A 24,524-nucleotide genomic window follows, 5' to 3' on the forward strand; every position below is an offset into this window, starting at 1 on the left:
TGCATCGCTTGTGTCAGGTAACGCTTAAGAAGCAATCTGACCTACTTGGCTGTATAACTCGTATCAAGTTAGCTGGATGTATTATCAAATTCAATTTTATACCTTCCATAGTTGTGCCACATTTTTGGAAATTTTTCAGCTAATACTTCATCTGTATAATCCTGCCAATCCCAATTGTTTTTTTCAAATGGTATAACTTTATTTGAGTTATTGAACTTTTCAACCTTTGCCAATTCATCGCACATGTTTTTAGTTGTAACTTCTTCATAAGCATAACTTGGAGCATACGCAAAACTTTCCCATTCAGCATAAGGACGACCTGTTTCATCAGTATCGACAGGAATCAATGCCAATGAATCAGGTTCAGCAAGCGTTTTTTCAAATGTTTCTCGCCCCTGTGCAATTAACCAATCACGGAAATAAACAAAACCATCATCGGAGCCATGACCACCATTGAGAAGCATTCCTGCCGCCCAAACATCACCCATATCTGCTTCCTCATGAATTACATTGTAAATTTCATAGAATTCAATGATTAATTCCGGTGTCAACTTTTTTAGTTCGAATACCAATCCTTCTGGGAAATCATATTCATAATTTGCACTCTCAGATTTTTCGATAATTTCCCAAAAAAGATCTTCGTTCATGGTTCGTAATTGCCTTAAATAATTAGGTGCATTCCATGCACCTAATAATGCAAACATGATAAGTCATACGATTTTATTTGCATTTGCTTATAGCCCTTAGGCTGGGTTGATTAACCCAGCAAACTTTCTACGCCGCAACATCCACAAACGTACTTTTTGATACAGGTTGAGGAATCGGTCGGCCTTCGCTTTGCAAATCTTCCAGATGGAATTGAATAGCCTCTTGAATCAGCACTATCACTTCTTGCTCTGTCTCACCGACCGCAATACAACCCGGTAAATCAGGCACAAAAGCACCGTAACTCGACTCGCCTTTTTCAACGATAACCATATACCGCATAATTACTCCTTTAAGCCAGCTTGTTTCAAGATATTGTTTAACGTACCACGCGGCACATCAAGGCTGGGTTTGCCTGCAACCGTCACAGTTCCTGATTTTGCAGCGTGATGAAATTGACGATGGCTACCTTGCTGGCGAACTAAAAACCAACCATCTTGTTCCAAAATACCCAACAATTCAGATACTTTCATGCGAATAATTTTACGCCTTTGTTTTATGAAAAACTAACTCGGAAAAACACCCGTAGACAAATAACGATCCCCACGATCACAAATAATCACTACGATCACAGCATCGGTCAGTTCTTGCGATAAGCGCAAAGCAACGGACACCCCACCTCCCGACGAAACACCTGCAAAAATCCCTTCTTTCGCCGCCAAATCCCGCGTGGTTTGTTCGGCTGATTGCTGATCGACATCAATAATCCGATCCACCCGCTCAGCTTGGTAAATTTTCGGCAAATATTCTTTCGGCCAACGCCGGATGCCAGGAATTTTGGATTCCCCTTCCGGTTGTACACCAATGATTTGAATTTTAGGATTTTGTTCTTTGAGAAATTTTGACGTACCCATAATAGTACCCGTCGTACCCATGGAACTAACAAAATGGGTGATTTGTCCGCGAGTATCCCGCCAGATTTCGGGCCCGGTACCTTCGTAATGGGCGCGGGGATTGCCGGGATTGGCAAATTGGTCGAGAATCCGACCTTCGCCATTCGCCTCCATTTCCCTGGACAAATCAATTGCCGCTTCCATACTACCTGCCGCTGGTGTCAGGATGATTTCCGCACCGTACGCCTTCATGGATGCGATACGTTCAGAACTCATATTGTCCGGCATAATCAAGGTCATTTTGTAACCTTTGATGGCGGCTGCCATTGCTAATGCAATGCCTGTATTGCCGCTGGTCGCCTCAATCAATCGGTCACCTGGCTTGATTTCACCCCTGGCTTCGGCATGTCTAATCATGCTTAACGCTGGGCGGTCTTTTACCGAACCGGCAGGATTATTGCCTTCCAGCTTAACCAGGATGGTATTGCTGGTTTCGCCAGGCAAGCGTTGCAACCTGACTAAAGGTGTGTTGCCGACAAAAGATTCAATCGTAGGATAAGGCATGATTAATAAAGGAAAACCAAAAACAGGTTTGATTATCCCATAATATCTTAATGGAAATAGCAGGATTATTTAAAGCAGATTTAGAAGAATTTACAAAAATGCGGACTAAAAAGCTGCCAACCTTCCTTGGTTAGCAGTAGAGGGGAAACCATTTTGACGATGTAAAGTTACTTTCCGTCATCCTAACTGAGCGTACTTAGTGCTTGGTCAGGATAACGGGCAATCGTCGGTAGAACACGTTGTACTTTATTGAATCAGCAAACTTATTGCAGTCCAGATTCAAACGATTTCAGCGCCATCAACCCTTTAACACCACGACCCAACTTACCGACTGCGGGTAAGGTATATGTTTGTTGCTGCGCCTGATTGTTGGCTTTGCTGAATTTCACCCAGGTTTCATCACCTACATGACCATGAGGTAATGTTAAGGAAGGATGATCGAACGGTGCTTGTTCCCAACGTACCCGTTCATCAGTCAGCGATTTCAAGAAAGCAACCAGATCATCGACATCCGATTTAGTCAATTTCAGGCTTTGGGATGATGATTTTGCGGTACCGCATGTCGTTTCTTCCAAATCCCGATGACCCGCCATGTCCGCAGCAAGATTGCTGGCAGAACCAACGCCATCTTCTGATAGCAAACCAGTATCGTCGATCAATCCTGTCACAGGATCAGGGAGAATGACTTTATTGCCGTAAGCATCCGTTGTTAATACTGTGCCTTTACAGTTAGGATCTTTCTGGGAATGATCTTGACGATCTCCACCTCGGTTATAGAATTCGATAACCTGTTCCAGCGTTGCTTGTCCACCATTATGAAAGTAAGGTCCTGTTAACTCTACGTTACGCAAAGAGGGCGACTTAAACGCGCCATCTACAGCATCACGTTCGTCACTAACAACAGGCGAGTCACCGCATAAGTAATTAGTAAATGGATCAACAGTCAGTGGATTCCATGCGATACAGCCAGTTCCTGTATCAAACAAGAGTGAATCTGTATCAATAGGATCTGGCGACAAACTTGAAATACTAGGTGTTTCATTACCTGCAAAGAAATTCGTGGAGTCATTCGCATTCATCTTGGCATTTCTTGAGAATGATAACGGAAAACCATAAGCATCAGTTCCGCCAATGCCGCGATCTTCGACTGTTGGGCGGACACCGATATTGTAGAATCCTGCATCATATAATGCGACACCGCCATCACCCATCATCATACGTTCAATGTATTTAGAGCTATTAGGTCTATCTGCCGCATTTTCGACATGATTGACAGACGCAGCAGTAAATTCTGAACCTGAGTGGCAAGCAACACATTCAGATTTTGCAAACAAAACCTTTCCATGTTCTTCTTGTGCGGTTAATTGCGCTTCTGCATCGCTTGGATTTTCATAAGCCTTATCAAAACGGGAATTATCCGACACTAAAGTGGCTTCATAGGCTTGAATCGCCAAGCCCCAAAACAATGAGAAGTTGTTTTCGGTCAAGGTATAGCTACCTACCTTTTTGGTATCATCCCAATAAGCATTGTTAAACGCGGCTTGTATGAGGTTTTTATAGGTATATTCAGGTTTAAGACCAATCACAGGTTTAGAATAAGTTCCCAGTACGCTATCCGTTGGGTCAACCTTTTGATTGCTTAACGGCTTGCGGGTCAGCATTTTTTTGCCTAACTCAGGAAAGGCTTTGCCAGCGCAAGACATTTCAAGATCGCTTAGTGCTGGCCCAACCGCTTGTGATGCAAGGCTGGCGTTATATATAGTCACCCGTTTTTTCATGGGGCTACCATTGTCTACTTTGGCATAAATCTCGGTTTCTGGCATATTACCGTTAACAAAGCTTCTTTCTCCAAACGGATCTAAGCCGTTAAAGACGTTATTTGCCCTGCCATCCCAAAAGTTACGGAAGTTATAGACCGCATTAATAACAGAAGGTGTATTACGCGGTGCAGCTTGACGTACTGTGTAACCTGCCACATTAAATATAGGCAGTTCTGCCCCTGTTGTCTCAAACCTTTTGTCACAGACTTCCTGTCTACCTGTCGCTGTCAAGGTGTTGAACTTTGAAGGATAAACACCTTGAGAAGAAATAACATCATCACTGTCGTATTCCACTTCTGCATGGCGGTTAAACTGAGTAGGCGGATCAGTAACCACTACCGTTGCTAAGTCTACTTCTGCTTCAACAGGTTCAAGCGCTTCAAGTGCTAAAAGTGCTGCATCTGGCTGAGGAGGTGTCCATTCCGCACTATGCTCAGGTGCAACCACACCTTCAGCCACATTAGTGATTGTTTCATCGATTACAACTTCAGGTGCTTCAACTCCCCCAGCTAGTTCAGCTTGTTCAGCAGCAATGGCTTCCGGTGTTTCTGGCGGTTCAAGTGCTGCTTCGGCTGCTAGCTCGGCTTCAGTTTCAATTTCACCATCGACAGCATTTTCAGATGCTTTATACTTCCGTAATGGAAAGTCAGCTTTTTTCAGCGTGTAGTTGGGGCCTTTGCCAGGCGATACCAACAAAGGATCCAAGGCTAGAAAATCCAATTGATTAGCACTGACATACGAAGACATATAATCAAAAACATTACCCATAGGAGTCGCACCATCGTGGGCTAATTGTCCACTCGCATTTCTCATGCCGGGATTGATCTGATTTTTGATACGGTTATCCGCACCGGCTTGAAAATGGCAACTGGCGCAAGCGATGCCATCACTGCCTACTTGGGTATCCCAAAATAACATCTTACCCAGCGCAATTAACGCCGCCTTATTTTTAATGATACTTGGGGAAATCGAAACAGCAGCCCCGTTTGCATCGAGCATATAGGGTTCAGGTGCGGGTGTGCATTTAAGTGAACGCGGAATTTCAGGATCAATCCCTTCACCTTCTGCTACAAAACCTGTCGGCAGGTTGTTGCAAAAATCCGGTAGTGCTGGTTGGGCGAGACCTCTCGCCTTCACGGGCTGTGTAAATGCAACCATTAATGTAAAAACCGCTAAGAATGCCGTCATACCGACGCTATCCGGTAACTCTTTTAGACTTAATTTAGATACAGTCATAGTCATACCTCTATTTTTAAATTCCGTAACAAGCATTTAATAAGCTTGCGTAAATTGTACGGACTTCAGTATTTAAAAATATTGGTATGAATACTTATGCGTCACTGTTTTTTCAGAACCAACGCACTGTGTTTTCGGTATTTTTGAGAATAATGAGGTGTCAATATCGGTAAGATTACCTAGTTGACAGGCTTGAAAATGGCTTATGACAACCAAAGTTGGGGATTTGGTGGTTTAGAGACGTACTCGCTCTAACTCAGACTGTCACTTGTTACGCCGAAGAATAATATCCTCAATCATTCAACTTAATCCACCGCAAGCGACTCGCATTCGCCACCACGGTCAACGAAGACATCGCCATTGCCGCACCAGCAATCATCGGGTTGAGCAAAATACCAAAGAACGGGTATAACAGCCCAGCGGCGACGGGAATGCTGATGGTGTTGTAAAAAAATGCGCCAAACAGGTTTTGTTTGATGTTTTTCACGGTGGCTTTAGATAAGGCTATGGCTTCCGGCACTTTCAACAATGAGCCTTGCAGGATAACTACGTCAGCACTCTCAATCGCCACGTCCGTGCCTGTGCCGATAGCCATGCCCACGTCGGCTTGTGCCAGGGCGGGCGCATCGTTAATGCCATCGCCTACCATGCCGACTATCTGACCTTGTTGCTGCAATTCTTTGATAATAGAAGCTTTGTCTTGTGGAAGAACTTGAGCTTTAACTTCGGTAATACCTGCTTGTTTTGCGATAGCTTGCGCGGTTATTTCATTATCTCCCGTGACCATAATCACGCGGACACCCAGCTTTTGCAGTTGCTGCACGGCGTTGACGGAATCTTTTTTGATGGGGTCGGATACCGCAATAATGCCAGCAATGGCATTATCTACCGCAAGCAGCATGGGCGTTTGCCCTAATGCGGACAGTTCTGCCAATTGTTCATCATAGTTTCTGGCATCAATGCCTTTTAGCGCCATTAAGGCACGATTACCAAAATAGACTGGTCTTTTATTGATAGTTGCCGTCACACCGTGACCTGCAATGGCTTCAAATTGTTGCACTTTTTCCAATTTAAGTTGCTTTTGTTCAGCAGCAGCCAAAATACTTGCAGCCAAGGGATGTTCCGAGCCGGATTCTATGCTGGCTGCCCATACTAGTACCGAATCGCCATCGAATTTAGCCACATGTCTTACGGTGGACACGACGGGCTTGCCTTCGGTAATCGTTCCGGTTTTATCAAGAACCACGCAGGTCAATTGCCCGGCTTTTTGCAGGGCATCGCCTTGCCGTATCAATATCCCAGATTGTGCTGCCCTACCAACGGCGACCATCACGGAAATCGGTGTTGCCAGCCCCAATGCACAAGGACAAGCTATCACAAGGACAGTCATGGCCGTGACGAATGCGTAACCTATTGATGGTACAGGACCAAAATAATACCAAAGCGCGAAGGTTACAATGGCTATCAGCACGACAATTGGAACAAAAATACCGGAGATTTTATCGACTAACCGCGCAATTTCTGGTTTGCTGCTTTGCGCTTGCCTAACGCTATTAATAATCTGTGCCAATGCGGTATCTCGACCAATGCGCGTGGCTTTAAACAGGAAGGTGCCGGTTTGGTTGATAGAACCAGCGACGACTTCGCTGTTTATGGTTTTCTCTACGGGCAGAGGTTCTCCTGTCAACATGGATTCATCAATCGTCGAATGTCCGTCAAATAATACGCCATCGACCGCGATTTTCTCGCCCGGTCTAACTCGTAATGTCTCACCCAATCCCACTTCCTCTATGGGAATGTCCTGTTCCTTACCATCCCGCATAACACGGGCAGTTCGCGGTTGCAGACCGATTAGCTTTCTGATTGCGCCGGATGTCCGTCCTCGCGCCATCGTTTCCAACCCTGTACCTAGGTTGATAAAAGCCAAAATGACGACCGCTGCCTCAAAATAAGCGTGTTTAGCTAATGACGGCAAAACATCAGAAAAATCAATGACAATGCAGGAAAAAATCCACGCCGATCCCGTACCTAAAGCAATCAGGGTATCCATATTGGCTTGCCCTAAGCTTAGGGCTTTGAATGCACCTTGGTAAAAGTGCAAACCAGAGTAGATCATGACTCCCAAGGTAATCAGTGCTAGTTCAGGCCAAACCCAACGCCCTGTTGCTGAACCTATTTCCGGCAACCAGGCGAAATGCTCTGCCGCCATGAGAAAAGCACCGAAACCACCAGCAACTGCGGCTTTTTTCATTAAGCTACGATAACGCCTACGCTCTAAAGCTTCTTGCTCTTCAGGATTTTCTAGCCCTTCCATAACCGCCGCATCGTAACCTGCACTAATCACAGCTTGCTTTAATGCGTTAGGATCAGCCGTGCCTTTAACCATCGCGGAATGGTCAGCAAAATTGACGGCGACCGAAACCACGCCGGGTACGGATGCTAATGCACCTTCAACCGTACTGACACAACCCGCGCAAGTCATGCCCATGATGGATAATCGGGTTTCGGTTTGTGCCTCTGCGACGGGTCCTGTGGTCATGAGTTACGCCTTAATGTTATTAAAAATCAATCAGGTATTGTCAACTACAGTATATCCTACGTCAGTAATTGCTTGTGCAATGGTGGCAAGACTGGTTTTGTCGGTGTCGAATTCGACCTTAACCTCTTGGCTTTTGCTCGATGCAGTTGCCGATTTTACGCCATCCAAAGATTTTAATTTCGTAGTGACATTGTTTTCGCAGCCACCACACTTCATGCCTGTTACGGTTAATGATGCTGATTCAGTCATTTTGATCTCCGTTTGGTTATTACTACTGGAACTAACTGAGGTATTTATATCACAACCCGTCAACAGCAGGTAATATGTTGACAATCAATTCACTGCTTAAGTAACCATTGAATAACTACCCTCATTATTGGTACGATTGTCCCTTAATAATTCAACAAATAAACCTAATGGAACTCAATACCATCACTAATCAAACCATTGCCCTTGCTGGAATTGCCCAAGTTGCCGTTTTGGTGCAGCAACTGGCTACGACAGGCACTTGCGATCAACAAGCGATGGAAGCCAGTATTGGTAGCATATTAAAAATAGATTCGGACAGTGTAGGCGATATTTACGGCGGATTAGCTGGGTTGAAACTGGGTTTAGAACAGCTCGACGGGCAGATAACTGGCGAAAAAGCCCCCAATCCTGAGCAAGCACGTTATGCAGCGGCAATTGTATTCTTAGAGCGGAGACTTTCTGATCGCAAAGACATGCTCAACACTATACAAAGCGGTATCGTTAAGGCGCAAGCACAAAGTGAGGAATTTGGTCTGTTGCACGGTAATGTCTTAGCCAATCTCGGTAGCCTTTATCAAAGTACAATCAGTACCTTACAGCCTAGGGTTATGGTGAATGGCGACCAAACGTACTTAGCCAGACCCGATATAGCCAGTAAAGTCAGGGCATTGCTATTAGCTGGAGTTCGTTCGGCGTTATTATGGCGGCAATGCGGTGGTTCGCGTTGGAAGTTTATTTTTTACCGCAAGAAGATTCAGACAGAGTTGCAATATCTGTTAAAACAAATCTGATTACGCTGGCTTACCAATGGATATTGAAGACATCAACAAAGTAAAAGATTATTTGCTCACCCTGCAAGACAGTATCTGCACGGCTTTGGAAGGGGAAGAACCGGAAGCGCGGTTTATTGAAGACCTTTGGACACGCGAGGAAGGTGGTGGTGGCAGGACGCGGGTATTAACCAATGGTCAGGTTTTTGAGCAAGGCGGGGTCAATTTCTCCCACGTATCCGGTTTTAGCCTACCACCTTCTGCGACTGCAAAACGACCTGAGCTTGCCAATCGGCAATTTGAGGCGATGGGCGTGTCGCTGGTTATTCATCCGCTTAACCCTTATATCCCGACTTCCCATGCCAACGTGCGTTTTTTGATTGCAGAAAAACCGAATGAACCCACCATCTGGTGGTTTGGCGGCGGTTTTGATTTAACGCCGTTTTATCCCTTTGAAGAAGACATAATCCATTGGCACCAAAGCGCACGGGCGGCTTGTCAGCCTTTTGGTGATGACATCTATCCGGCTTATAAAAAGTGGTGCGACGATTATTTTTATCTCAAACACCGCAACGAAACCCGTGGTGTTGGCGGCTTATTCTTTGATGACCTGAACGAATGGGAATTTGAACGCTGTTTTGCGCTGATGCAATCAGTAGGCAATCATTATATCCAAGCCTACTTACCTATCGTCCAAAAGCGTAAAACCACCGTTTTTGGCGACAGAGAGCGAAATTTCCAACTTTACCGCCGAGGACGGTATGTTGAATACAATCTCGTCTATGACCGTGGCACTTTATTCGGCTTGCAATCCGGCGGCAGAACGGAATCCATCCTGATGTCGCTACCTCCCGTGGTAAACTGGAAATACAACTGGCAACCCGAATCCAACAGTGCCGAAGCATTGCTTTATGATCGCTATTTAAAGCCTCAGAATTGGTTGGGTATTTGACCAAACCAGCATAACCTACAGTTATTCACCCGCCTCCCTAAAAAACCAGAATTTATTTCATCCTGAATGGTAATACTTCATAGAAATCAGCACTGGTTCACAGTATAAAGTAGTCAACTGATCTACATTGTGTGCGTACCTCCTGATAATACAAGGATGTTAAGTTGTGCAAGGACGCACATTTTTTAAAACTCATTGAGGTATAAATCAACCCATTTCATTAATATAGATTGAGGGTGACCAAAATGAGCAACTTACTGATTAACTTAGTTGATAATGGTGCAATTGGTATTAACCGATTTGCAGATTTCGTAAAAACACTGGGCGGAGGCGACTCCGAAATGACGCTAACTGAGGTTTTGATTATCAGCCGAGTATTGTTTGCCGTCGTAATGATTGGCTTTATCGGCTATTTTTTCGACCGTATCAAACTCGCTCTACTCCCAGTAGAGAATGATGCGAAAGATGATAGTCGCCGAGGGCGCTAACGCCAGGTATTTTAGTGAACAGAAACGCTGACAAATCCAGGATGGTTTTGTCAGCGATTTTTTGTAAAAATCAAAGTCTACACAGACAAACTCATTCAAAATCAAACCGATCCGGCAACCAACCATTATTGACGCAATCTCGGAAACACCATGCCGGTGTAGTTTCGGTTTTGTAACTCCAAAAAAACCAGCCGAGATATTTTTCATAGGTTGCCAATTGCGCGGAGGCATAGGCACGATAAGCGACATCCATTTGAAATTTATCCATTTTTTCCAGCGCATGGTTGAACGGGCCTTCAGCCCACAGCGAAACCACACGTAAATCCAGCCCCAAACTCCATTCGCCGACATACGTCCATTGCTGCATTTCCTGGATGATGGCATCGGCTTCCTGTTTCCATTCCACCACGGTTTTGGTAACGTGCTGGTAAATATCCGAATCAATGTCTTCCCGCGCAAAGCATTGGTATCTATGAATATCGAACACCACATTGTCGAATTCAGGTTCTTTCATAAAGCCCAGATATTCTTGATAAGACCGAAAACCATCATGAAAAACCACCGCCACATCTTCGGGTTGACAATATTTTCGGATACGGTGATAGCCATCGATGTTGTATTTTTTTAGCAGGTCAGTGTCCACATCCCAACGGGGTTCGTTCAATACTTCAATACCGTGCAGTGCGTGTCGCCCATGATAGCGTTCTGCCAGTTGCTCCAGCACCCACAAGGAATGGTTGAGATAGCTCTCATCCGTATGCCATTCGCACACATCTTTTATGCCGCCATTGTCGAAACCATTCTGGCAACCGGGCGCGGCATGTAGATCGAGCAAAATCAATAAGCCCAATTCTTCTGCCCACTCGAAGGCTTGGTCGAGAATATCAATGCCGCCCACAACGAAAGGATGTTGATAGTCACCATACGTCCGGTGATACGGGTAATTAGCTCCGAAAATCCAATGGCCGATGGGAATACGTACGGCATTGATACCGATACTTGCCAGCCAAGCGAAATCATCGCGGGTGATAAAGGTTTGCCAGTGGTGTTTTAGCCGTGTTTCTGCTGCACCGCCAAGTTCCACGCAATACGTGGTTTCATCTGTCGCGTTCAAGCCTTCAAATACGCTGGGGGTCATCCATTTCTCCAGCACCAGCCAACCGCCCAGGTTGACGCCGCGTAGTTTTTTGCCTTTGTTTTTAGAAGATGATTCAGTCATAACTTTTATCTCCGGTAGCTTATCTAGGTTTGGTGTGTTTGATATTTATACGCTTTAAAATAACTATCAGAACAATAATTTCAAAAACAATAAGCATGCAAAAAAGGATCAATAACATATTGAATGGACTGTCATTTGATAACCTCAGCGCAGCTTTACTTGGGTTTTCTGGATCGTAAATGGCAAATACTTTAGAACCAATTGGATGTTTATTCAGTTCAAGTTCGGCATTTTTTCGGTAACTATGGCATTTGCATGATTCAAAAACAGCCCTAGTTGAATTGTATTGTTTGCCATCTACACTGAAATAATAGTCCCATTCAGGACAATAAGTAACACCGAATTTGCCTCTTGATTCCTTAATCTTTGTAGCTAATACGGTGGCTTCAGCTTTGGGCCAATGCACTGAGTTTTTTGTATCAAAGTAAATAATAATGCCTTGCCACAACTCAAGTCCAAGAAATAAATTTATAAAAATCAAAACTATGGCAAAAAATATATTTCTCATTGCTTTTAATGTATTCACAATGGTTGTGTGGATAGATATAAATAACGATTTATATTTTTAGTTTACGTTGATGGAACGCCTCCGCCGACGGCTGGTTAGTAATGCTAAGGATAGCTGTATCTGGCAATTCTTTGCCCAATAATTCCAGCATCTGGGTTTCGCCTTCTGGCGTAAGCGAATCCAGGGCTTCTTGCATAAAAATCCATTTTGGTCCGTACAAGAGCGCACGTACCAAGCCTAACCGTTGTTGCTGTTCACGAGACAACAGTTTTTCCCAAGATTCAACCTGGTCGAGTTGATTAATCAAATCTTTAAGCCCAATACGCCTTAACAATTTTTCCAGGTCAGTCCGGTTGAATGCGCTGACAGCTTTGGGATAACAAATTGCCGCTTGTAGCGATCCAGTCGGTAAGTAAGGGTGTGGCGACATGAAGAATAAACGCTCATTTTCAGGGACTTGAATATGGCCTGAACCCCAAGGCCACAAACCGGCAATTGCCTGGAACAACTTTGCCCCCGTGCTGGGATGGCCTACAATCAATACGCGCTCGCCCGCCTTAATTTCAGTGTTGATAGTGGCCGAAATCGTTTCGCCTTCCAGGTTGGCAATGCTGAGATTCTCAAACGTTAATACCGATTTTCCTGCCTTGTTGACACAAATCTGGTTTGAATTAAGGCAAGATATGTCATGTTCCAGTTCATCAAGGGCTTTGACCAGGCCCAAAACCCGTTCAACCGAAGCCCGCCATTTGGCGATTCCAGCCATATTGCTGGCAGGCCAAGACAGGGCATTTACCAAATGCTGAAATGCCTGGACAGATTGCATCAATGTACCCAAAGAAATCGCCCCAACAATGTAGCGCGGGGCAGCCGCTAGGATCGGCAAGGCCATTGATATGACCGAATAACCCGACGTGAATATCTGGATTTGTTTCCACGCGGCGGTTTGTTGTGCGTAAGTGTCAATAATGGCCTGAAATGAGTTAAGAAAACGCTTTTGTTCGTAGTTTTCGCCATGAATCAGGGCAATTGCCTGGGAATTGTCTTGTGCCTTTATCAAGGTATATCGGTAATTCGCTTCCTCAGTTTGTCGGGCATTAGTTGCCTTGGTGAGCGGCTTGCCCATCCACCAACCCAATATTGATGCACAAACCGAATAGATGACCGCAATCCAGACCAAATATCCGGCAATTGAAAAGGAAAACAAGCCTATGTCAAGAACAACTGTACCCGATAGAGTCCAGAGAATTTTTGTAAAGCTCCCTAATAACAGCAGGCTATAAAACAACGAATGCCCCATTGCAATGGCTTCTTCCGTTGCTATTCGAATATCTTCTGCAATGCGGCCATCGGGATTGTCATGATTATTTTTCGCCATGAAAGTAACCTGGTAATGCCGCCCTTTATGCATCCACTTGGCAACGACCTTTTCGGTAAGCCACAAGCGCCAGCCGATCAGCAACCGCCTTTTAACAATGAGGTGCAGGGTCGTTATTGTGATGCTGCCGATGAAAATCAGGATTAACATCCCTATTTGGGCAATGATGCCGGACATTGAATGTTGCTCAAGGGCATCAAAAAGATCGGCATTCCATTCCGTAATGATGACGGCAAGGTAAATTTGCAATACGGTCAGCGCAACCAGAAAAACCGTATCCAACCGAATAACAACCTTATTGTCGGAGTTCCAAAATGGCCCCGCCAATTTAATAAACTGAAAAAAAAATCCATCTTGAATTCGCATCAGTAAATCCTCCTGTCAAAATCGAGCTTGACATCGACAACTTGCTATCGCCGCAGTTAATTTCTATCGTATTATTGCAAATAATAGCTTACCGTTTCATTGAACACCACACTATCAAACTGGAGCTGACCATGCTGATCCCGACGACATCCACCCACATTTTAAACATTGCCCACCGGGGTGCGCGGGCATACGCGCCTGAAAACACCCTCGTCGCCTTTGCCAAAGCTAAAACCCTGGGCTGCGAGATGTTTGAGATGGACGTGCGCTTATCGAAAGACGGCGTGGTTGTCGTTTATCACGATGAACACCTGACCAGATGCACAGATGCCAAGACCAGGTTCCCTAACCGCAGCAGTTACAATGTCGCCGATTTTACATATACGGAACTTAGCTGTTTAGACGCAGGTAGCTGGTATATCGAGCAATTGGCACTGCCCAGTGCAGAGCGTCAGGCCTTCTTGCAAAGCCTGACAGATGCCGAATTAGATGAATTTATCAGCGCATCTGAACGGGAACGCTATGCTTCCGGCGACATCAAAATACCGACTCTGGCCGAAACCTTGAGTTTGGCTAAAGAACTGAACTTGATGGTCAACATAGAGCTCAAAAAACAGCCCAATGGCACAACAGGGCTAGTTGAAGCCGTGTTGAATACAATAGAAACAATGAAAATGGAAGGCCGAATCCTGATTTCTTCCTTTGAACATAAACTGTTGAAGCAAGTACGGCAACAAACCAAAACTTGTGCCACGGCTGTCCTTACTGACCCGCCCATCAAAGCCCCTCTTACCTACCTACGCAAACTTAAGGCGAATGCTTATAACATTGGTTGTTACAAGGATTATAAGGCCAAGGGGTTTGGCGGCTTACCCGGCAAGCGTTATCTCGCCCACATTGATAAGATCAATAAAGCAGGATTTAGCGTGAATATATGGACGTGTAATGACCAGAAGGAGATGGACTGTTTAATGTCTGCCGGAGCATCTGGCTTGATTTCTGATTACCCTAATCGGGTGCGGGAAAAAATTGCGGCTTATTTGCCAATCAATTCATTTATGGCAACATCTTTTGTCCCTTCTCCTGCTGGATCCCTACATGGATGTAGGTTAGTAGGGCAACGCAGGAGCAGTTGCCGAGAGGGTTAGGGTGAGGAAAATTAAAAAACCAAAATGAAACACATAGTAGCCATAGACCAAGGCACCAGCAGCTCACGTTGCATTCTTTACAATAAGGATGCACAACCTGTTGCCATCGCCCAGAAAGAATTCCAACAACATTATCCACAGCCGGGCTGGGTGGAACACGATGCCGAGGAGATCTGGCAAACCCAGGCCACTGTCATCAAACAAGTGCTGCAACAACATGACCTGAAACCGTCCGATATAGCCGGTATAGGTATCACCAATCAACGGGAGACAACCGTGATCTGGGATCGAAAAACGGGTAAGCCCATTTATAACGCCATCGTCTGGCAAGACAGGCGAACCGCAGACGAATGTACCCGACTTAAAGAAGCTGGGGTTGAGCCGATGATCCAGGCAAAAACCGGACTGCTGCTTGATGCCTATTTTTCCGCTACCAAGATAAAATGGCTGCTGGATAATGTCGAAGGCGCAAGAACTAAAGCAGAGTGCGGCGAATTGGCCTTCGGCACCATAGATTCCTGGCTGGTCTGGAATCTTACCCAAGGTGAGTTGCATATTACCGATGTTTCCAACGCTTCCCGTACCCTCTTATACAACATCGAACAGCTTAGATGGGATGAGGAATTACTGGCAATATTCAATATTCCCGCTGCTTTACTCCCTACGGTAAAAACGTCTAGCGAAGTCTACGGACTAACCCGGCATTCAGATATAGGCGAAGGAATACCTATTGCAGCGATTGCTGGCGATCAGCAAGCCGCCTTATTCGGTCAGTTATGCCATCAACCCGGCATGGCAAAATGCACGTACGGCACGGGATCGTTCTTGATGATGAATACCGGGCGCAAAAAAGTGGCATCAAAACACCGCTTGCTATCCACCATTGCCTGGCAAATCGGCGATGAAGTCACCTACGCCCTCGAAGGCAGCGTGTTCATGGGTGGCGCAGTCATGCAATGGCTACGGGATGGTTTGATGGTGTTCAAACAAGCATCCGATTCAGAAAAGTTAGCCAACAGCGTAAGCGATAACGGCGGTGTCTATTTTGTCCCCGCGCTGACCGGACTCGGCGCACCGCACTGGGATCCCCATGCCCGTGGCGCAATCTTTGGGATTACCCGTGGCACGACACACGCACATCTGGCACGGGCGGCGCTGGAAAGCATCGCTTTTCAAGTCGATGAACTGTTGCAAACCATGACCTTGGACTGTGGCGAAGCCATTACGCAATTACGCATAGACGGCGGCGTAGCCAAAAACAACCTCATGGTGCAATTTCAGGCAGACATATCCAACATCAACATCGCCCGTCCAGACAACCTGGAAACCACTGCCCTAGGTGCGGCATATCTAGCGGGGCTTGCAGTCGGATTCTGGAAGATGGAAGAACTCAAGCAATCATGGCATGTCAATCAAGCATTTACACCCAAGTTATCATCTGAACAAGTCAATACACTCAAACACTATTGGCAAAAAGCAGTAGAACGGTCGAAAAATTGGGTGGAATAAAACATTAAACCAACCTGCTATTGTAATAATGCGACCTTCATCATTCATCTATTCCATCTAAGAACGGGTTCTAAGACTTTCGTAGGATAAAACCTTTTTTGTTTAACCTTATTGCAACCAGCACCGGAAACAACAAACCTAACAGTAAGTTTACGAATAGCAATATGACCGCCATGTTACTCGGCGTTAAACCAACAAATAAGTTTTTGATTAACGGCGTAAAGATCAATAATCCTGGCGCACAGCCAGCCAACAAGATCAGACGATTGAATCCCGAATGATGCTTTATGCAGAGCAACCTTACTAAGTACAACGACAACAGTAATGCGAACAACGGCCAGGTAAACAAGAAATTTGCCCCGTTATTCAGGGTGAAAAGTGCCAAGAAAAGCCAAATAGCCGAAATGCCCAAGCTGATTTCCATCGGCTTTAGCCATTTCTTGCTAATTAAGTAAAAAATAACGGTTATTGCTGTGTTTATGAGGATAAATCCCAGCAAATAGCCGTAACTTGTTGAGGTGTCGTCGTAGGCGAACGTCAGGTAATTAGGGTGAAAGATGCGAAGCGCAGCCCAAAGCCAACTGTCGATAAAGTACAAACCGCAAATCAGCAAGAGATAAGCACACAGTGCAATCAAGGTTTGTTTTATCCGCATTGATTTCGCCTTATGGCTGGCTGCACACAAAGCAATAAACCCGATTGCGAGCAAAACGCACAAGGCAATCGTCCAACGCATGGGGTAATGTACAAGCCCTAAGCCGGGGAAATCGAAGTACACACGGTTTTCTACTTTAAGGTTGGCTAATGGTTGGTTGCCAAAATGTTTCACCAAGGCCAGCATGATGTCCCCTTCATGCTGCAACGTGGCTTGATTCAAGAATTCCGGGCGATCCAGTTGGGTGTGATAAGCCGCATGGTTTTCAATCGCGGCAAAATTCATCCCCAGTATGCCTGCACTTTTAAAGACGCTGAAATCGGTATCATTAGGCAGTCGCTTATACACCTCGTACATCAAGGAATTGCTCATGACAAACGCGACCGACTCGGCAAGTCCTTCGATCAACTTACCGTTGCCATCACTGGTTTCAAACATCATGAACGCACCGCTATTGCCACGGTATTCAAAATTCAACGCCAATCCGACTTCTTTTGTCCAAGGATGTTGTTCCACAAAGGCTTTCGCGCCTAACAATCCGCTTTCTTCGCTATCGGTGAACAGGCAAATCAGGTCATTTTGCAATGCGGGTTGCGTTTTTAAGGCCCGCAGCGTTTCCAAAATAGCCGCAACCGACGCGCCGTCGTCGGCAGCACCAGAGCCTGTAGCCACGGAATCGTAATGGGCTGATAGCAGCACGGCTTTGCTCGAACGTGTGCCAGAAATTTTCACCAATACATTATGGACTTGTACCGCTTGCTTAGTTTTAGGATTGACGACATCCGCCGATTGAATTTCTGGCGTAAACCCCAATGCTTTTAGCTGGTCTATCAGATATTGCCTGACTTCTGCATTTTCACGAGATCCCGTCGGATGCGGTTTTGAGCCAATCTGCCACACATGGGGCATGGCACGGGCAGATGAAAATGTCGTTAATGGCGAAGAAAGCGTTGTTGGCTTGGGTGGCAATGTGTGGAATAGACCGATAACTACCAGTGCGAACACACCAATAATCAGCAAAACAGCCTGTGCTGGATGTCGGGTTTGCGAGGGCTGATGTTCTTTTATCATATTCGCACCGTGGAGGATTTGTCTTTAATCGCATAGCAACAGCTTACACTATTAAATGGAAATATCTTTATAAGCTAATGAATTATCTGGTGTTATTAGTAGCTTGCTACCACTAAGCGAGATGCTCCATCATGGTTATTTGCGCTGACCACAGCAAAATCCAAATTCACCACATCAGCAAATTGGACTTTAGCTTGATTAACAATAGAATCGGCAATTTCTGGACTTTCAACCGCGCAAAAGCCCGTCGGTCCCCAGGACGTTTGCCCGATACCCACCGCGCCTTGTTTTGCCAGCCATGCCATTGCTTTGCCCACTTCCTTGCTAGCGTAGATCCCACCTTGGGCGGGGGCAAAATGTTTACCGACGGCTATTTGTAATTGCGAAATGACATGCCCGAAGAGTTGCAAATCCCCTTCTGCGACGGCGGGCAAGGCTTGCATCATAATTTGATAACACAAATGTTCCGCTTCTTGCTGTGGGAAAGGCGGCAAGGCTTCAAAGGCAGCGATTTCCTGATCGCCATGCAAACCTTGTCCACGATCAAGCACCAAAATGAACCGCCAATCGGCTGGGACTTCCAGATGGACAAGCACAGGTGGCGTAATGGTTTTCTCCCCCCGACCTCCATCAACGACCAATCCGCCGTGTTCAAATACACCGATGCCGATGCCGGAACGCAAGCCCCTGTCCATGACTGCTGCAATATCACGCACGGTCATTCCTAAGCTGTAATAGGCATTCAAGGCCGAACCAATTGCTAACGCCATCTGCGTACCTGAACCTAAGCCGACATGTTCCGGTATGGCGGCTTCAATATTGATGCTGACTTGGTCGGACACGGACATCGCCTCGCATAACTGGCTCAGGCAGCGACCAGCGCGTTGTGCGGAAGGTCCAGTGATGGTGCGTTTATCTGATGTTGCTAAGGTTAAGCGCGTGTTGACTTCATTCAGCGCAATGCCAATGCTGCCAAACTGCCGACCGAGAGATCCGCTTAGGTCGATGAAACCCATGTGCAATCGTGCGGGTGCAGTAACCGTTATTTTGCTAGGAGATGACATTAAATGACTGAGGTATTAATCGCTGGTTTATTGCCTATTATATCTTGATAGACGTTGGTATGGGTAAGGTATCAAATACTTGTGACAAATCATCCAGCATACAATCACACATTTTCACCGTCAGCGGATTGACAGGGAACGTCGAAGGCACGTACACGGAATAAGCCCCCGATGCCGATGCCGCCACGATACCCGTATGGGAATCTTCAAAGATCACGCACTGTTGAATAGCAAGCTGCATACGCTCGGCGGCTGTCAAGAAAATATCCGGCGCTGGCTTGACGTGTTCTACATTGTCGCCGGTGACCATCAATGGAAAACGCTGCGTCAGTCCAGCAATAGCCAGACAATGCCGTGCATATACTCCCCAACTATTGGTTGCCAAACAAACCGGAATGCTTTGTTGCTCGGCATAATCGAGCAATTCGATCACGCCAGGCTTAACGGCAATTCCGTATTTACGGATGTGTTTTCGCCAGTAGCTTGTCCCCAATTGCTTAAAGTCCTGTAAATTAAAATCTTGCCCTAGCCACGCCTTTAACTGCACTTCGACTTGTTGGTAGTGAAATCCCGAAACGATTTTGAACGCATCTGGCGGAAGTTGATAACCCATCTTGGTTACCGCTTGCTGCCATGCGGCAAAGTAGGTCGGCTCGGTATCCAGTACCAGACCGTCCATGTCAAAAATAAAACCTTGAAAGCTGCCTAACTTAAAGACTTTCTCAACATATCCTTCGGCTGGTTCAATATGAACAGGCGTAGATTTATTGCGTTTTTGGTCAATTCTTCGGCTGCGCTTGGCATAACCGTGTCGATCCATGAACAAAATCATCTCGGCCAAAACTTTTTTCAGCATTGAATGACCTTGATATACTCTCTCGGTGCTTCGCGGCTGGAACCTACGACGATGCGCTTGCTACCGTCTTCTGCCTGTTCCAATAAGCCCGAAATTTCAACGGTTTCACCCACGAATGCCTGTCCGGTATAAGTTGCGATAAAGCAAACAACCGTGCAGATGCTTTCATGGTCTATTGAATAAAGCGCAGGATAATCAAAACCGTAACTATCTTCCGTGATTTTGCACTGTAGCGTCATCTCACCAAGTTTATGATAGCTAACAGATTCAGAATGAACCTGCTCATCAACAAAATTCAAATCAAATTTTCGCCCTTTAATCAGGGCTTTGTTAAATTTGCGGCGTTCATGCCAAATGTATTCTGCCAAAGTGAGTGTGCAAGATCGCCGTGCGTAGGCTTCTTGCCAATCCTTATCACCCAATTCGCCCAATTGTTGCTTGTCGATAAGGTCGGCGGTAATTGCCCGTGCTTTGTGGAAGTGTTCCCTATTATAAAACACCAAATCTACATCTGAACTTTGCTGTTGAACATCTAGCAATATCGATCCTGTTACGCCAACTTGGGTTAAGTCCAAGCCACTGTGTTGAAATAACAAACACAAATCGTATAAATCCTGCTCAACCTTATCGCGTTGCTGTTCAGCTAAAATCTGCTGTAAGCGTTGTCTAGGTTGATGGTGCTGGGCGATTTTATCAATATCGACCGCGTGGAGTTGGGCATCCAATACCGCCGAATAATGCAAATATTCTGGATGATGCGTTTTTAGGTAAGCGTTTGCTTGTTCAGTCGCAACCTTGTGCCATTGCTTCCCGTCGCATTTTACATACCGTAAAAAACACAGCACTTTCTCCACATCCCTACAAGTTTCTGCACCATTTTGGACAACCGCAAAGCACAACCCTTCTGCGGTTTCGATAAAGTCTTTGGGGAGGTACGAACTAGTTATTTGCTGCATGAGCCTTCCGGTATTTTTTCAACTAAAGACACAAAGCCAAAGGTACACGATTTGCGGTTTTTAGCCTTTGGTCTTACGCCTTTCGCCTTATCCATAATACTTCTATGCTCAATCCACTTTGACCGATAAAATACACGCAGATTTTGCCTAAAATAACATAATCAACAGGAAAACCTTATGAAGATTGGTGTACCGAAAGAAATTCATCCCGGCGAAAAGCGCGTAGCGACCACGCCGGAAGCAGCGGAGCAGCTTATTAAGCTGGGTTTTGAAGTCAGCATTGAAAGCGGTGCGGGCGAAAGCGCAGATATTAGCGATGAGGCTTATAAGAAAGCTGGCGTTAAAATCGTAAAAGATACCAAAACCTTGTGGGAAAATTCCGACATCGTTATTAAAGTCCGCGCCCCAGAGCAACATCCAAAACTTGGTATCAATGAAGTGGAATTATTACCCACAGGCGGCAATCTCATCAGCTTTATCTGGCCCGCGCAAAATGAAGCACTGATGAAGCAACTAGCGGCACAAAACGTAACCGTTTTGGCAATGGACAGCGTACCGCGTATCTCACGAGCGCAAAAACTGGATGCCTTAAGCTCAATGGCGAATATCGCCGGCTACCGTGCCATCGTCGAAGCGGCGCAACATTTCGGGCGATTTTTTACCGGACAAATTACCGCTGCCGGTAAGATTCCACCTGCGAAAGTCCTGGTCATCGGCGCGGGTGTTGCTGGACTTGCGGCAATCGGCGCAGCCAAAAGCATGGGTGCCATCGTGCGTTCTTTTGACACCCGCCCTGAAGTCAAAGAACAAATCGAAAGTATGGATGCCGAATTCCTGATGCTCGATTTCAAGGAAGAAGGCTCCGGCACGGGCGGTTATGCCAAAACCATGTCCAAGGAATTCATTGAAGCCGAAATGGCATTGTTTGCCCAGCAAGCCTTGGAAGTCGATATTATCGTCACCACGGCATTGATTCCAGGCAAACCTGCGCCTAAATTGATTACCGAAGCAATGGTCAAATCCATGAAGCCAGGCAGTGTAATCGTCGATTTGGCGGCGGAACAAGGCGGCAACTGCGAACTGACCGAGAAAGATAAGGTTGTCGTCAAACATGGCGTGACCTTAATAGGCTACACCAATCTCCCTAGCCGACTTGCCAACCAGTCAAGCCAGCTTTACGCCACCAACATACGACATTTATTGACGGATTTAACACCGGAAAAAAATGGCGTGATTAACGTCAATATGGAAGACGAAGTCATCCGTGGTACGACGGTTATCAAGGAAGGCAAGATAACCTGGCCGCCACCGCCGCCCACATTAACGGTTGCCTCGGCTGCCAAAACTGAAACAGCAGCGGTCGCAAAAACCGAGAAAAAGTCGCTCTTGCCCGAACCCGTCAAGCAATTCCTGCCTTTAATATTGGGCGGCTTGGCGTTGTATGGCATCGGATCGACTGCGCCCACTGCGTTCATGTCGCATTTCACGGTGTTCGTACTGGCCTGTTTCATCGGTTATCAGGTCATCTGGAATGTCAGTGCATCCTTGCACACGCCGTTGATGAGCGTCACCAACGCGATTAGCGGTATTATCGTTATTGGGGCATTGGTGCAAATCTCCACACCAGGCTTTTTTATTACCATCCTCGCGGGGCTGGCTATCTTAATCGCTTCTATCAACATCGCAGGTGGCTTTCTGGTCACGCGGCGCATGTTAGAAATGTTCAGAAAATAATAAGGGGAAAATGATGTCTCAAAGTTTAGTCACGATGTGCTACATAGTAGCCACCATTCTGTTCATTCTCAGCTTAAGCGGCTTAAGCCACCAGGAAACCTCCCGCCGTGGCAATTATTACGGCATGTTGGGGATGGCGATTGCCATTGTCGCCACGACCTTTAGCGGTGCGGTCAACAACTATGTCATCCTGATTTTCGCCCTGTTGATTGGCGGCGCAATCGGCACCAAATTGGCATTAAAAGTCCAAATGACGCAAATGCCTGAACTGGTCGCCATCATGCACAGCCTGGTCGGTATGGCGGCGGTGTTGGTCGGTTATGCCAATTTCATGGACAGCACCAGCACGATCAGCGGCGTGGAAAAAACCATCCATGAAGTCGAAATTTACATAGGTATCTTTATCGGTGCGGTGACTTTCTCAGGTTCAGTGATTGCATTCGGCAAACTCAGCGAAAAAATCAGCGGCAAACCCCTATTATTACCCGCCCGGCATTGGTTGAATCTGGGCTTATTGATTGCGACAATTTTTCTGTGTGGGATGTTCTTACAACAAGCTGAAGCCGGTAGCGGCACGATCCCCTTATTGCTGATGACAGCCATTGCCTTGGCTTTTGGCGTACACATGGTCATGGCAATCGGCGGCGCGGATATGCCGGTGGTCGTGTCCATGCTCAACAGCTACTCCGGTTGGGCAGCGGCAGCAACAGGTTTCATGTTAAGCAATGATTTATTGATTGTAACTGGCGCACTCGTCGGTAGCAGCGGAGCAATCTTGAGCTACATCATGTGCCGCGCCATGAACCGCCATTTCCTTAGCGTAATTGGTGGTGGTTTTGGTACGGCTTCCGGTGGCGAAGCCGCTGTGGTTGAGGGCGAAGTACATCCGATAGATGCCGAAGAAACAGCCCGTCTCCTTATGGACTCCAAAAACATAATGATTATTCCTGGTTACGGTATGGCGGTTGCCCAAGCGCAGCATACCGTGAACGAAATCACCAAATTCTTGCGCGACAAAGGCAAAAAAGTCGGTTTCGGCATCCACCCCGTCGCGGGACGTATGCCAGGACACATGAACGTGCTGTTGGCGGAAGCCAAAGTGCCTTACGACATCGTCTATGAAATGGATGAAATCAATGAAGATTGGGACAAAGTGGACGTAAGCATCGTCATCGGTGCGAATGACATCGTCAACCCGTCCGCACTCGACGACCCCAACAGCCCCATCGCCGGAATGCCCGTCCTTGAATGCTGGAAAGGCGACACCACCATCGTCATGAAGCGCAGTATGGCATCGGGTTATGCCGGAGTCGGTAATCCTTTGTTTGTTAAAGACAATACGCGGATGTTGTTTGGCGATGCCAATAAGATGTTGCAGGAAGTGTTGAAGGCGTTGAAGGGTTAATATTTAGGTTGGTAATCCGCGTGATGAGGTATGTTACCTGTCTCTTGATCACATTTTGCCGATGGTGACGTTTTTGAACTATGCTTAACGTGGCAATATGCCCCATCCGGCTGGAAATATTATTTTCAACAACTACAATTGAAGTTACTACATTAAGCTAACAGGAATAGGAATCCCTGATTACAACAGCACAAGAAATAAGCAAAAACCTCGTGGCGGCAATAACCAGCACGGCACTCACTTCATTCCCTTTTGATCATGTGGTGCTAACCGACATATTTCCAACCGCCACCTACGAGGCGATACTGAGTATGCTTCCCATTAACAGCTATTACCGGGAGCTAAAGCACAGCGACGCGATGATGGCAAACGGCCAAAGCGCTCGTTTACAATTCCCGCTAAACAGGGCGAATATAGAACGTCTACCGATTGAACAGCGTGATTTTTGGAATCAAGTATTAACCTGACTTGGCGCAAAAGAGGTTGAAGATGCCTGGCG

22 protein-coding genes are annotated in these 24,524 nt (G+C 46.2%); 8 read left to right on the forward strand and 14 right to left on the reverse strand.

From position 1 onward, the window contains the following. Window positions 1–68: 68 nt before the first annotated feature. From AC1YY3_RS01405 to AC1YY3_RS01435, 7 genes are all read right to left on the reverse strand, one after another. Complete coding sequence (locus tag AC1YY3_RS01405) at window positions 69–704, reverse strand: DUF4240 domain-containing protein (protein ID WP_481823061.1); 636 nt, start codon at window positions 702–704, stop codon at window positions 69–71. A 70-nt stretch (window positions 705–774) separates the two neighbouring features. After that, on the reverse strand, window positions 775–987 hold the full coding sequence (locus tag AC1YY3_RS01410; RefSeq protein ID WP_481823060.1) for a type II toxin-antitoxin system HicB family antitoxin: 213 nt from the start codon (window positions 985–987) through the stop codon (window positions 775–777). Window positions 988–989: 2 nt separating this feature from the next. Next, the gene (locus tag AC1YY3_RS01415; protein ID WP_481823059.1) at window positions 990–1,178 is read right to left on the reverse strand and encodes a type II toxin-antitoxin system HicA family toxin; all 189 of its coding nucleotides are present in this window, start codon (window positions 1,176–1,178) and stop codon (window positions 990–992) included. A gap of 33 nt (window positions 1,179–1,211) precedes the next feature. Continuing rightward, a complete protein-coding gene (cysM, locus tag AC1YY3_RS01420) occupies window positions 1,212–2,102 on the reverse strand; it encodes a cysteine synthase CysM (RefSeq protein ID WP_482194248.1) in 891 nt (296 codons plus the stop codon). A 263-nt stretch (window positions 2,103–2,365) separates the two neighbouring features. Continuing rightward, window positions 2,366–5,158: a cytochrome-c peroxidase gene (locus AC1YY3_RS01425; protein WP_481823057.1), complete on the reverse strand. Its 2,793-nt coding sequence runs from the start codon at window positions 5,156–5,158 to the stop codon at window positions 2,366–2,368. 292 nt (window positions 5,159–5,450) lie between these two features. Next, window positions 5,451–7,697, reverse strand: coding sequence for a heavy metal translocating P-type ATPase (locus AC1YY3_RS01430; RefSeq protein WP_481823056.1), 2,247 nt, complete (start codon window positions 7,695–7,697; stop codon window positions 5,451–5,453). Window positions 7,698–7,727: 30 nt separating this feature from the next. Continuing rightward, complete coding sequence (locus tag AC1YY3_RS01435; RefSeq protein ID WP_481823055.1) at window positions 7,728–7,946, reverse strand: heavy-metal-associated domain-containing protein; 219 nt, start codon at window positions 7,944–7,946, stop codon at window positions 7,728–7,730. 167 nt (window positions 7,947–8,113) lie between these two features. Between AC1YY3_RS01435 and hflD the strand changes: the two genes are divergently transcribed. The 3 genes from hflD (at window position 8,114) to AC1YY3_RS01450 (ending at window position 10,156) form a co-directional block, all read left to right on the forward strand. Then, a complete protein-coding gene (gene hflD / locus AC1YY3_RS01440; protein ID WP_481823054.1) occupies window positions 8,114–8,737 on the forward strand; it encodes a high frequency lysogenization protein HflD in 624 nt (207 codons plus the stop codon). A 16-nt stretch (window positions 8,738–8,753) separates the two neighbouring features. Continuing rightward, a complete protein-coding gene (gene hemF / locus AC1YY3_RS01445; protein ID WP_481823053.1) occupies window positions 8,754–9,668 on the forward strand; it encodes an oxygen-dependent coproporphyrinogen oxidase in 915 nt (304 codons plus the stop codon). A gap of 245 nt (window positions 9,669–9,913) precedes the next feature. After that, the gene (locus AC1YY3_RS01450) at window positions 9,914–10,156 is read left to right on the forward strand and encodes a hypothetical protein (protein WP_481823052.1); all 243 of its coding nucleotides are present in this window, start codon (window positions 9,914–9,916) and stop codon (window positions 10,154–10,156) included. Window positions 10,157–10,247: 91 nt separating this feature from the next. Here AC1YY3_RS01450 and AC1YY3_RS01455 read toward each other — a convergent pair whose 3' ends face one another. Genes AC1YY3_RS01455 through AC1YY3_RS01465 form a run of 3 tightly spaced genes read right to left on the reverse strand, consistent with a single transcriptional unit; the run spans window position 10,248 to window position 13,627 of the window. After that, window positions 10,248–11,375, reverse strand: coding sequence for a glycoside hydrolase family 5 protein (locus AC1YY3_RS01455; RefSeq protein ID WP_482194249.1), 1,128 nt, complete (start codon window positions 11,373–11,375; stop codon window positions 10,248–10,250). A 19-nt stretch (window positions 11,376–11,394) separates the two neighbouring features. Beyond that, a complete protein-coding gene (locus tag AC1YY3_RS01460; RefSeq protein WP_482194250.1) occupies window positions 11,395–11,901 on the reverse strand; it encodes a DUF3592 domain-containing protein in 507 nt (168 codons plus the stop codon). A gap of 31 nt (window positions 11,902–11,932) precedes the next feature. Further along, a complete protein-coding gene (locus AC1YY3_RS01465; protein ID WP_482194251.1) occupies window positions 11,933–13,627 on the reverse strand; it encodes an ABC transporter ATP-binding protein/permease in 1,695 nt (564 codons plus the stop codon). Between the two features lie 74 nt (window positions 13,628–13,701). Between AC1YY3_RS01465 and AC1YY3_RS01470 the strand changes: the two genes are divergently transcribed. Then, window positions 13,702–14,775: a glycerophosphodiester phosphodiesterase gene (locus AC1YY3_RS01470; protein WP_482194252.1), complete on the forward strand. Its 1,074-nt coding sequence runs from the start codon at window positions 13,702–13,704 to the stop codon at window positions 14,773–14,775. A gap of 24 nt (window positions 14,776–14,799) precedes the next feature. Continuing rightward, on the forward strand, window positions 14,800–16,284 hold the full coding sequence (gene glpK / locus AC1YY3_RS01475; RefSeq protein ID WP_482194253.1) for a glycerol kinase GlpK: 1,485 nt from the start codon (window positions 14,800–14,802) through the stop codon (window positions 16,282–16,284). 70 nt (window positions 16,285–16,354) lie between these two features. Here the strand turns inward: glpK and AC1YY3_RS01480 are convergent, their stop codons facing one another. The 4 genes from AC1YY3_RS01480 to AC1YY3_RS01495 all read right to left on the reverse strand — a co-directional run bounded on the left by AC1YY3_RS01480 (window position 16,355) and on the right by AC1YY3_RS01495 (window position 20,886). Further along, window positions 16,355–18,010: a M20/M25/M40 family metallo-hydrolase gene (locus AC1YY3_RS01480; protein WP_482194254.1), complete on the reverse strand. Its 1,656-nt coding sequence runs from the start codon at window positions 18,008–18,010 to the stop codon at window positions 16,355–16,357. A gap of 95 nt (window positions 18,011–18,105) precedes the next feature. Beyond that, entirely contained in the window at window positions 18,106–19,074 is a 969-nt protein-coding gene (locus tag AC1YY3_RS01485; protein WP_482194255.1) for a beta-ribofuranosylaminobenzene 5'-phosphate synthase family protein, read from the reverse strand. A 37-nt stretch (window positions 19,075–19,111) separates the two neighbouring features. Beyond that, window positions 19,112–19,930 carry an HAD family hydrolase gene (locus tag AC1YY3_RS01490; RefSeq protein ID WP_482194256.1) on the reverse strand — a complete coding sequence of 273 codons (819 nt, stop codon included), beginning with the start codon at window positions 19,928–19,930 and terminating at the stop codon, window positions 19,112–19,114. Further along, on the reverse strand, window positions 19,924–20,886 hold the full coding sequence (locus AC1YY3_RS01495) for a hypothetical protein (protein WP_482194257.1): 963 nt from the start codon (window positions 20,884–20,886) through the stop codon (window positions 19,924–19,926). Before AC1YY3_RS01495 ends, AC1YY3_RS01490 begins: the two co-directional genes overlap by 7 nt. A 177-nt stretch (window positions 20,887–21,063) precedes the next feature. Here AC1YY3_RS01495 and AC1YY3_RS01500 point away from each other — a divergent pair, with 177 nt between their 5' ends. The 3 genes from AC1YY3_RS01500 (at window position 21,064) to AC1YY3_RS01510 (ending at window position 24,492) form a co-directional block, all read left to right on the forward strand. After that, the gene (locus tag AC1YY3_RS01500; protein ID WP_482194258.1) at window positions 21,064–22,620 is read left to right on the forward strand and encodes a Re/Si-specific NAD(P)(+) transhydrogenase subunit alpha; all 1,557 of its coding nucleotides are present in this window, start codon (window positions 21,064–21,066) and stop codon (window positions 22,618–22,620) included. A gap of 13 nt (window positions 22,621–22,633) precedes the next feature. Beyond that, window positions 22,634–24,025 carry a Re/Si-specific NAD(P)(+) transhydrogenase subunit beta gene (pntB, locus tag AC1YY3_RS01505; protein ID WP_482194259.1) on the forward strand — a complete coding sequence of 464 codons (1,392 nt, stop codon included), beginning with the start codon at window positions 22,634–22,636 and terminating at the stop codon, window positions 24,023–24,025. A 212-nt stretch (window positions 24,026–24,237) separates the two neighbouring features. Then, window positions 24,238–24,492 carry a hypothetical protein gene (locus AC1YY3_RS01510; RefSeq protein WP_482194260.1) on the forward strand — a complete coding sequence of 85 codons (255 nt, stop codon included), beginning with the start codon at window positions 24,238–24,240 and terminating at the stop codon, window positions 24,490–24,492. Window positions 24,493–24,524 lie beyond the last annotated feature (32 nt).

It is taken from the genome of Methyloglobulus sp., assembly GCF_964779595.1.

Coding starts and splice junctions, on each gene's coding strand:
- AC1YY3_RS01465 (WP_482194251.1), bottom strand. CDS start 13,627: ATGCGAATTCAAGATGGATTTTTTTTTCAGTTTATTAAATTGGCGGGG.
- AC1YY3_RS01500 (WP_482194258.1), top strand. CDS start 21,064: ATGAAGATTGGTGTACCGAAAGAAATTCATCCCGGCGAAAAGCGCGTA.
- AC1YY3_RS01450 (WP_481823052.1), top strand. CDS start 9,914: ATGAGCAACTTACTGATTAACTTAGTTGATAATGGTGCAATTGGTATT.
- hemF (WP_481823053.1), top strand. CDS start 8,754: ATGGATATTGAAGACATCAACAAAGTAAAAGATTATTTGCTCACCCTG.
- AC1YY3_RS01435 (WP_481823055.1), bottom strand. CDS start 7,946: ATGACTGAATCAGCATCATTAACCGTAACAGGCATGAAGTGTGGTGGC.
- AC1YY3_RS01490 (WP_482194256.1), bottom strand. CDS start 19,930: ATGCTGAAAAAAGTTTTGGCCGAGATGATTTTGTTCATGGATCGACAC.
- AC1YY3_RS01410 (WP_481823060.1), bottom strand. CDS start 987: ATGCGGTATATGGTTATCGTTGAAAAAGGCGAGTCGAGTTACGGTGCT.
- glpK (WP_482194253.1), top strand. CDS start 14,800: ATGAAACACATAGTAGCCATAGACCAAGGCACCAGCAGCTCACGTTGC.
- AC1YY3_RS01480 (WP_482194254.1), bottom strand. CDS start 18,010: ATGATAAAAGAACATCAGCCCTCGCAAACCCGACATCCAGCACAGGCT.
- AC1YY3_RS01425 (WP_481823057.1), bottom strand. CDS start 5,158: ATGACTGTATCTAAATTAAGTCTAAAAGAGTTACCGGATAGCGTCGGT.
- cysM (WP_482194248.1), bottom strand. CDS start 2,102: ATGCCTTATCCTACGATTGAATCTTTTGTCGGCAACACACCTTTAGTC.
- AC1YY3_RS01405 (WP_481823061.1), bottom strand. CDS start 704: ATGTTTGCATTATTAGGTGCATGGAATGCACCTAATTATTTAAGGCAA.
- pntB (WP_482194259.1), top strand. CDS start 22,634: ATGTCTCAAAGTTTAGTCACGATGTGCTACATAGTAGCCACCATTCTG.
- AC1YY3_RS01430 (WP_481823056.1), bottom strand. CDS start 7,697: ATGACCACAGGACCCGTCGCAGAGGCACAAACCGAAACCCGATTATCC.
- AC1YY3_RS01455 (WP_482194249.1), bottom strand. CDS start 11,375: ATGACTGAATCATCTTCTAAAAACAAAGGCAAAAAACTACGCGGCGTC.
- hflD (WP_481823054.1), top strand. CDS start 8,114: ATGGAACTCAATACCATCACTAATCAAACCATTGCCCTTGCTGGAATT.
- AC1YY3_RS01485 (WP_482194255.1), bottom strand. CDS start 19,074: ATGTCATCTCCTAGCAAAATAACGGTTACTGCACCCGCACGATTGCAC.
- AC1YY3_RS01495 (WP_482194257.1), bottom strand. CDS start 20,886: ATGCAGCAAATAACTAGTTCGTACCTCCCCAAAGACTTTATCGAAACC.
- AC1YY3_RS01415 (WP_481823059.1), bottom strand. CDS start 1,178: ATGAAAGTATCTGAATTGTTGGGTATTTTGGAACAAGATGGTTGGTTT.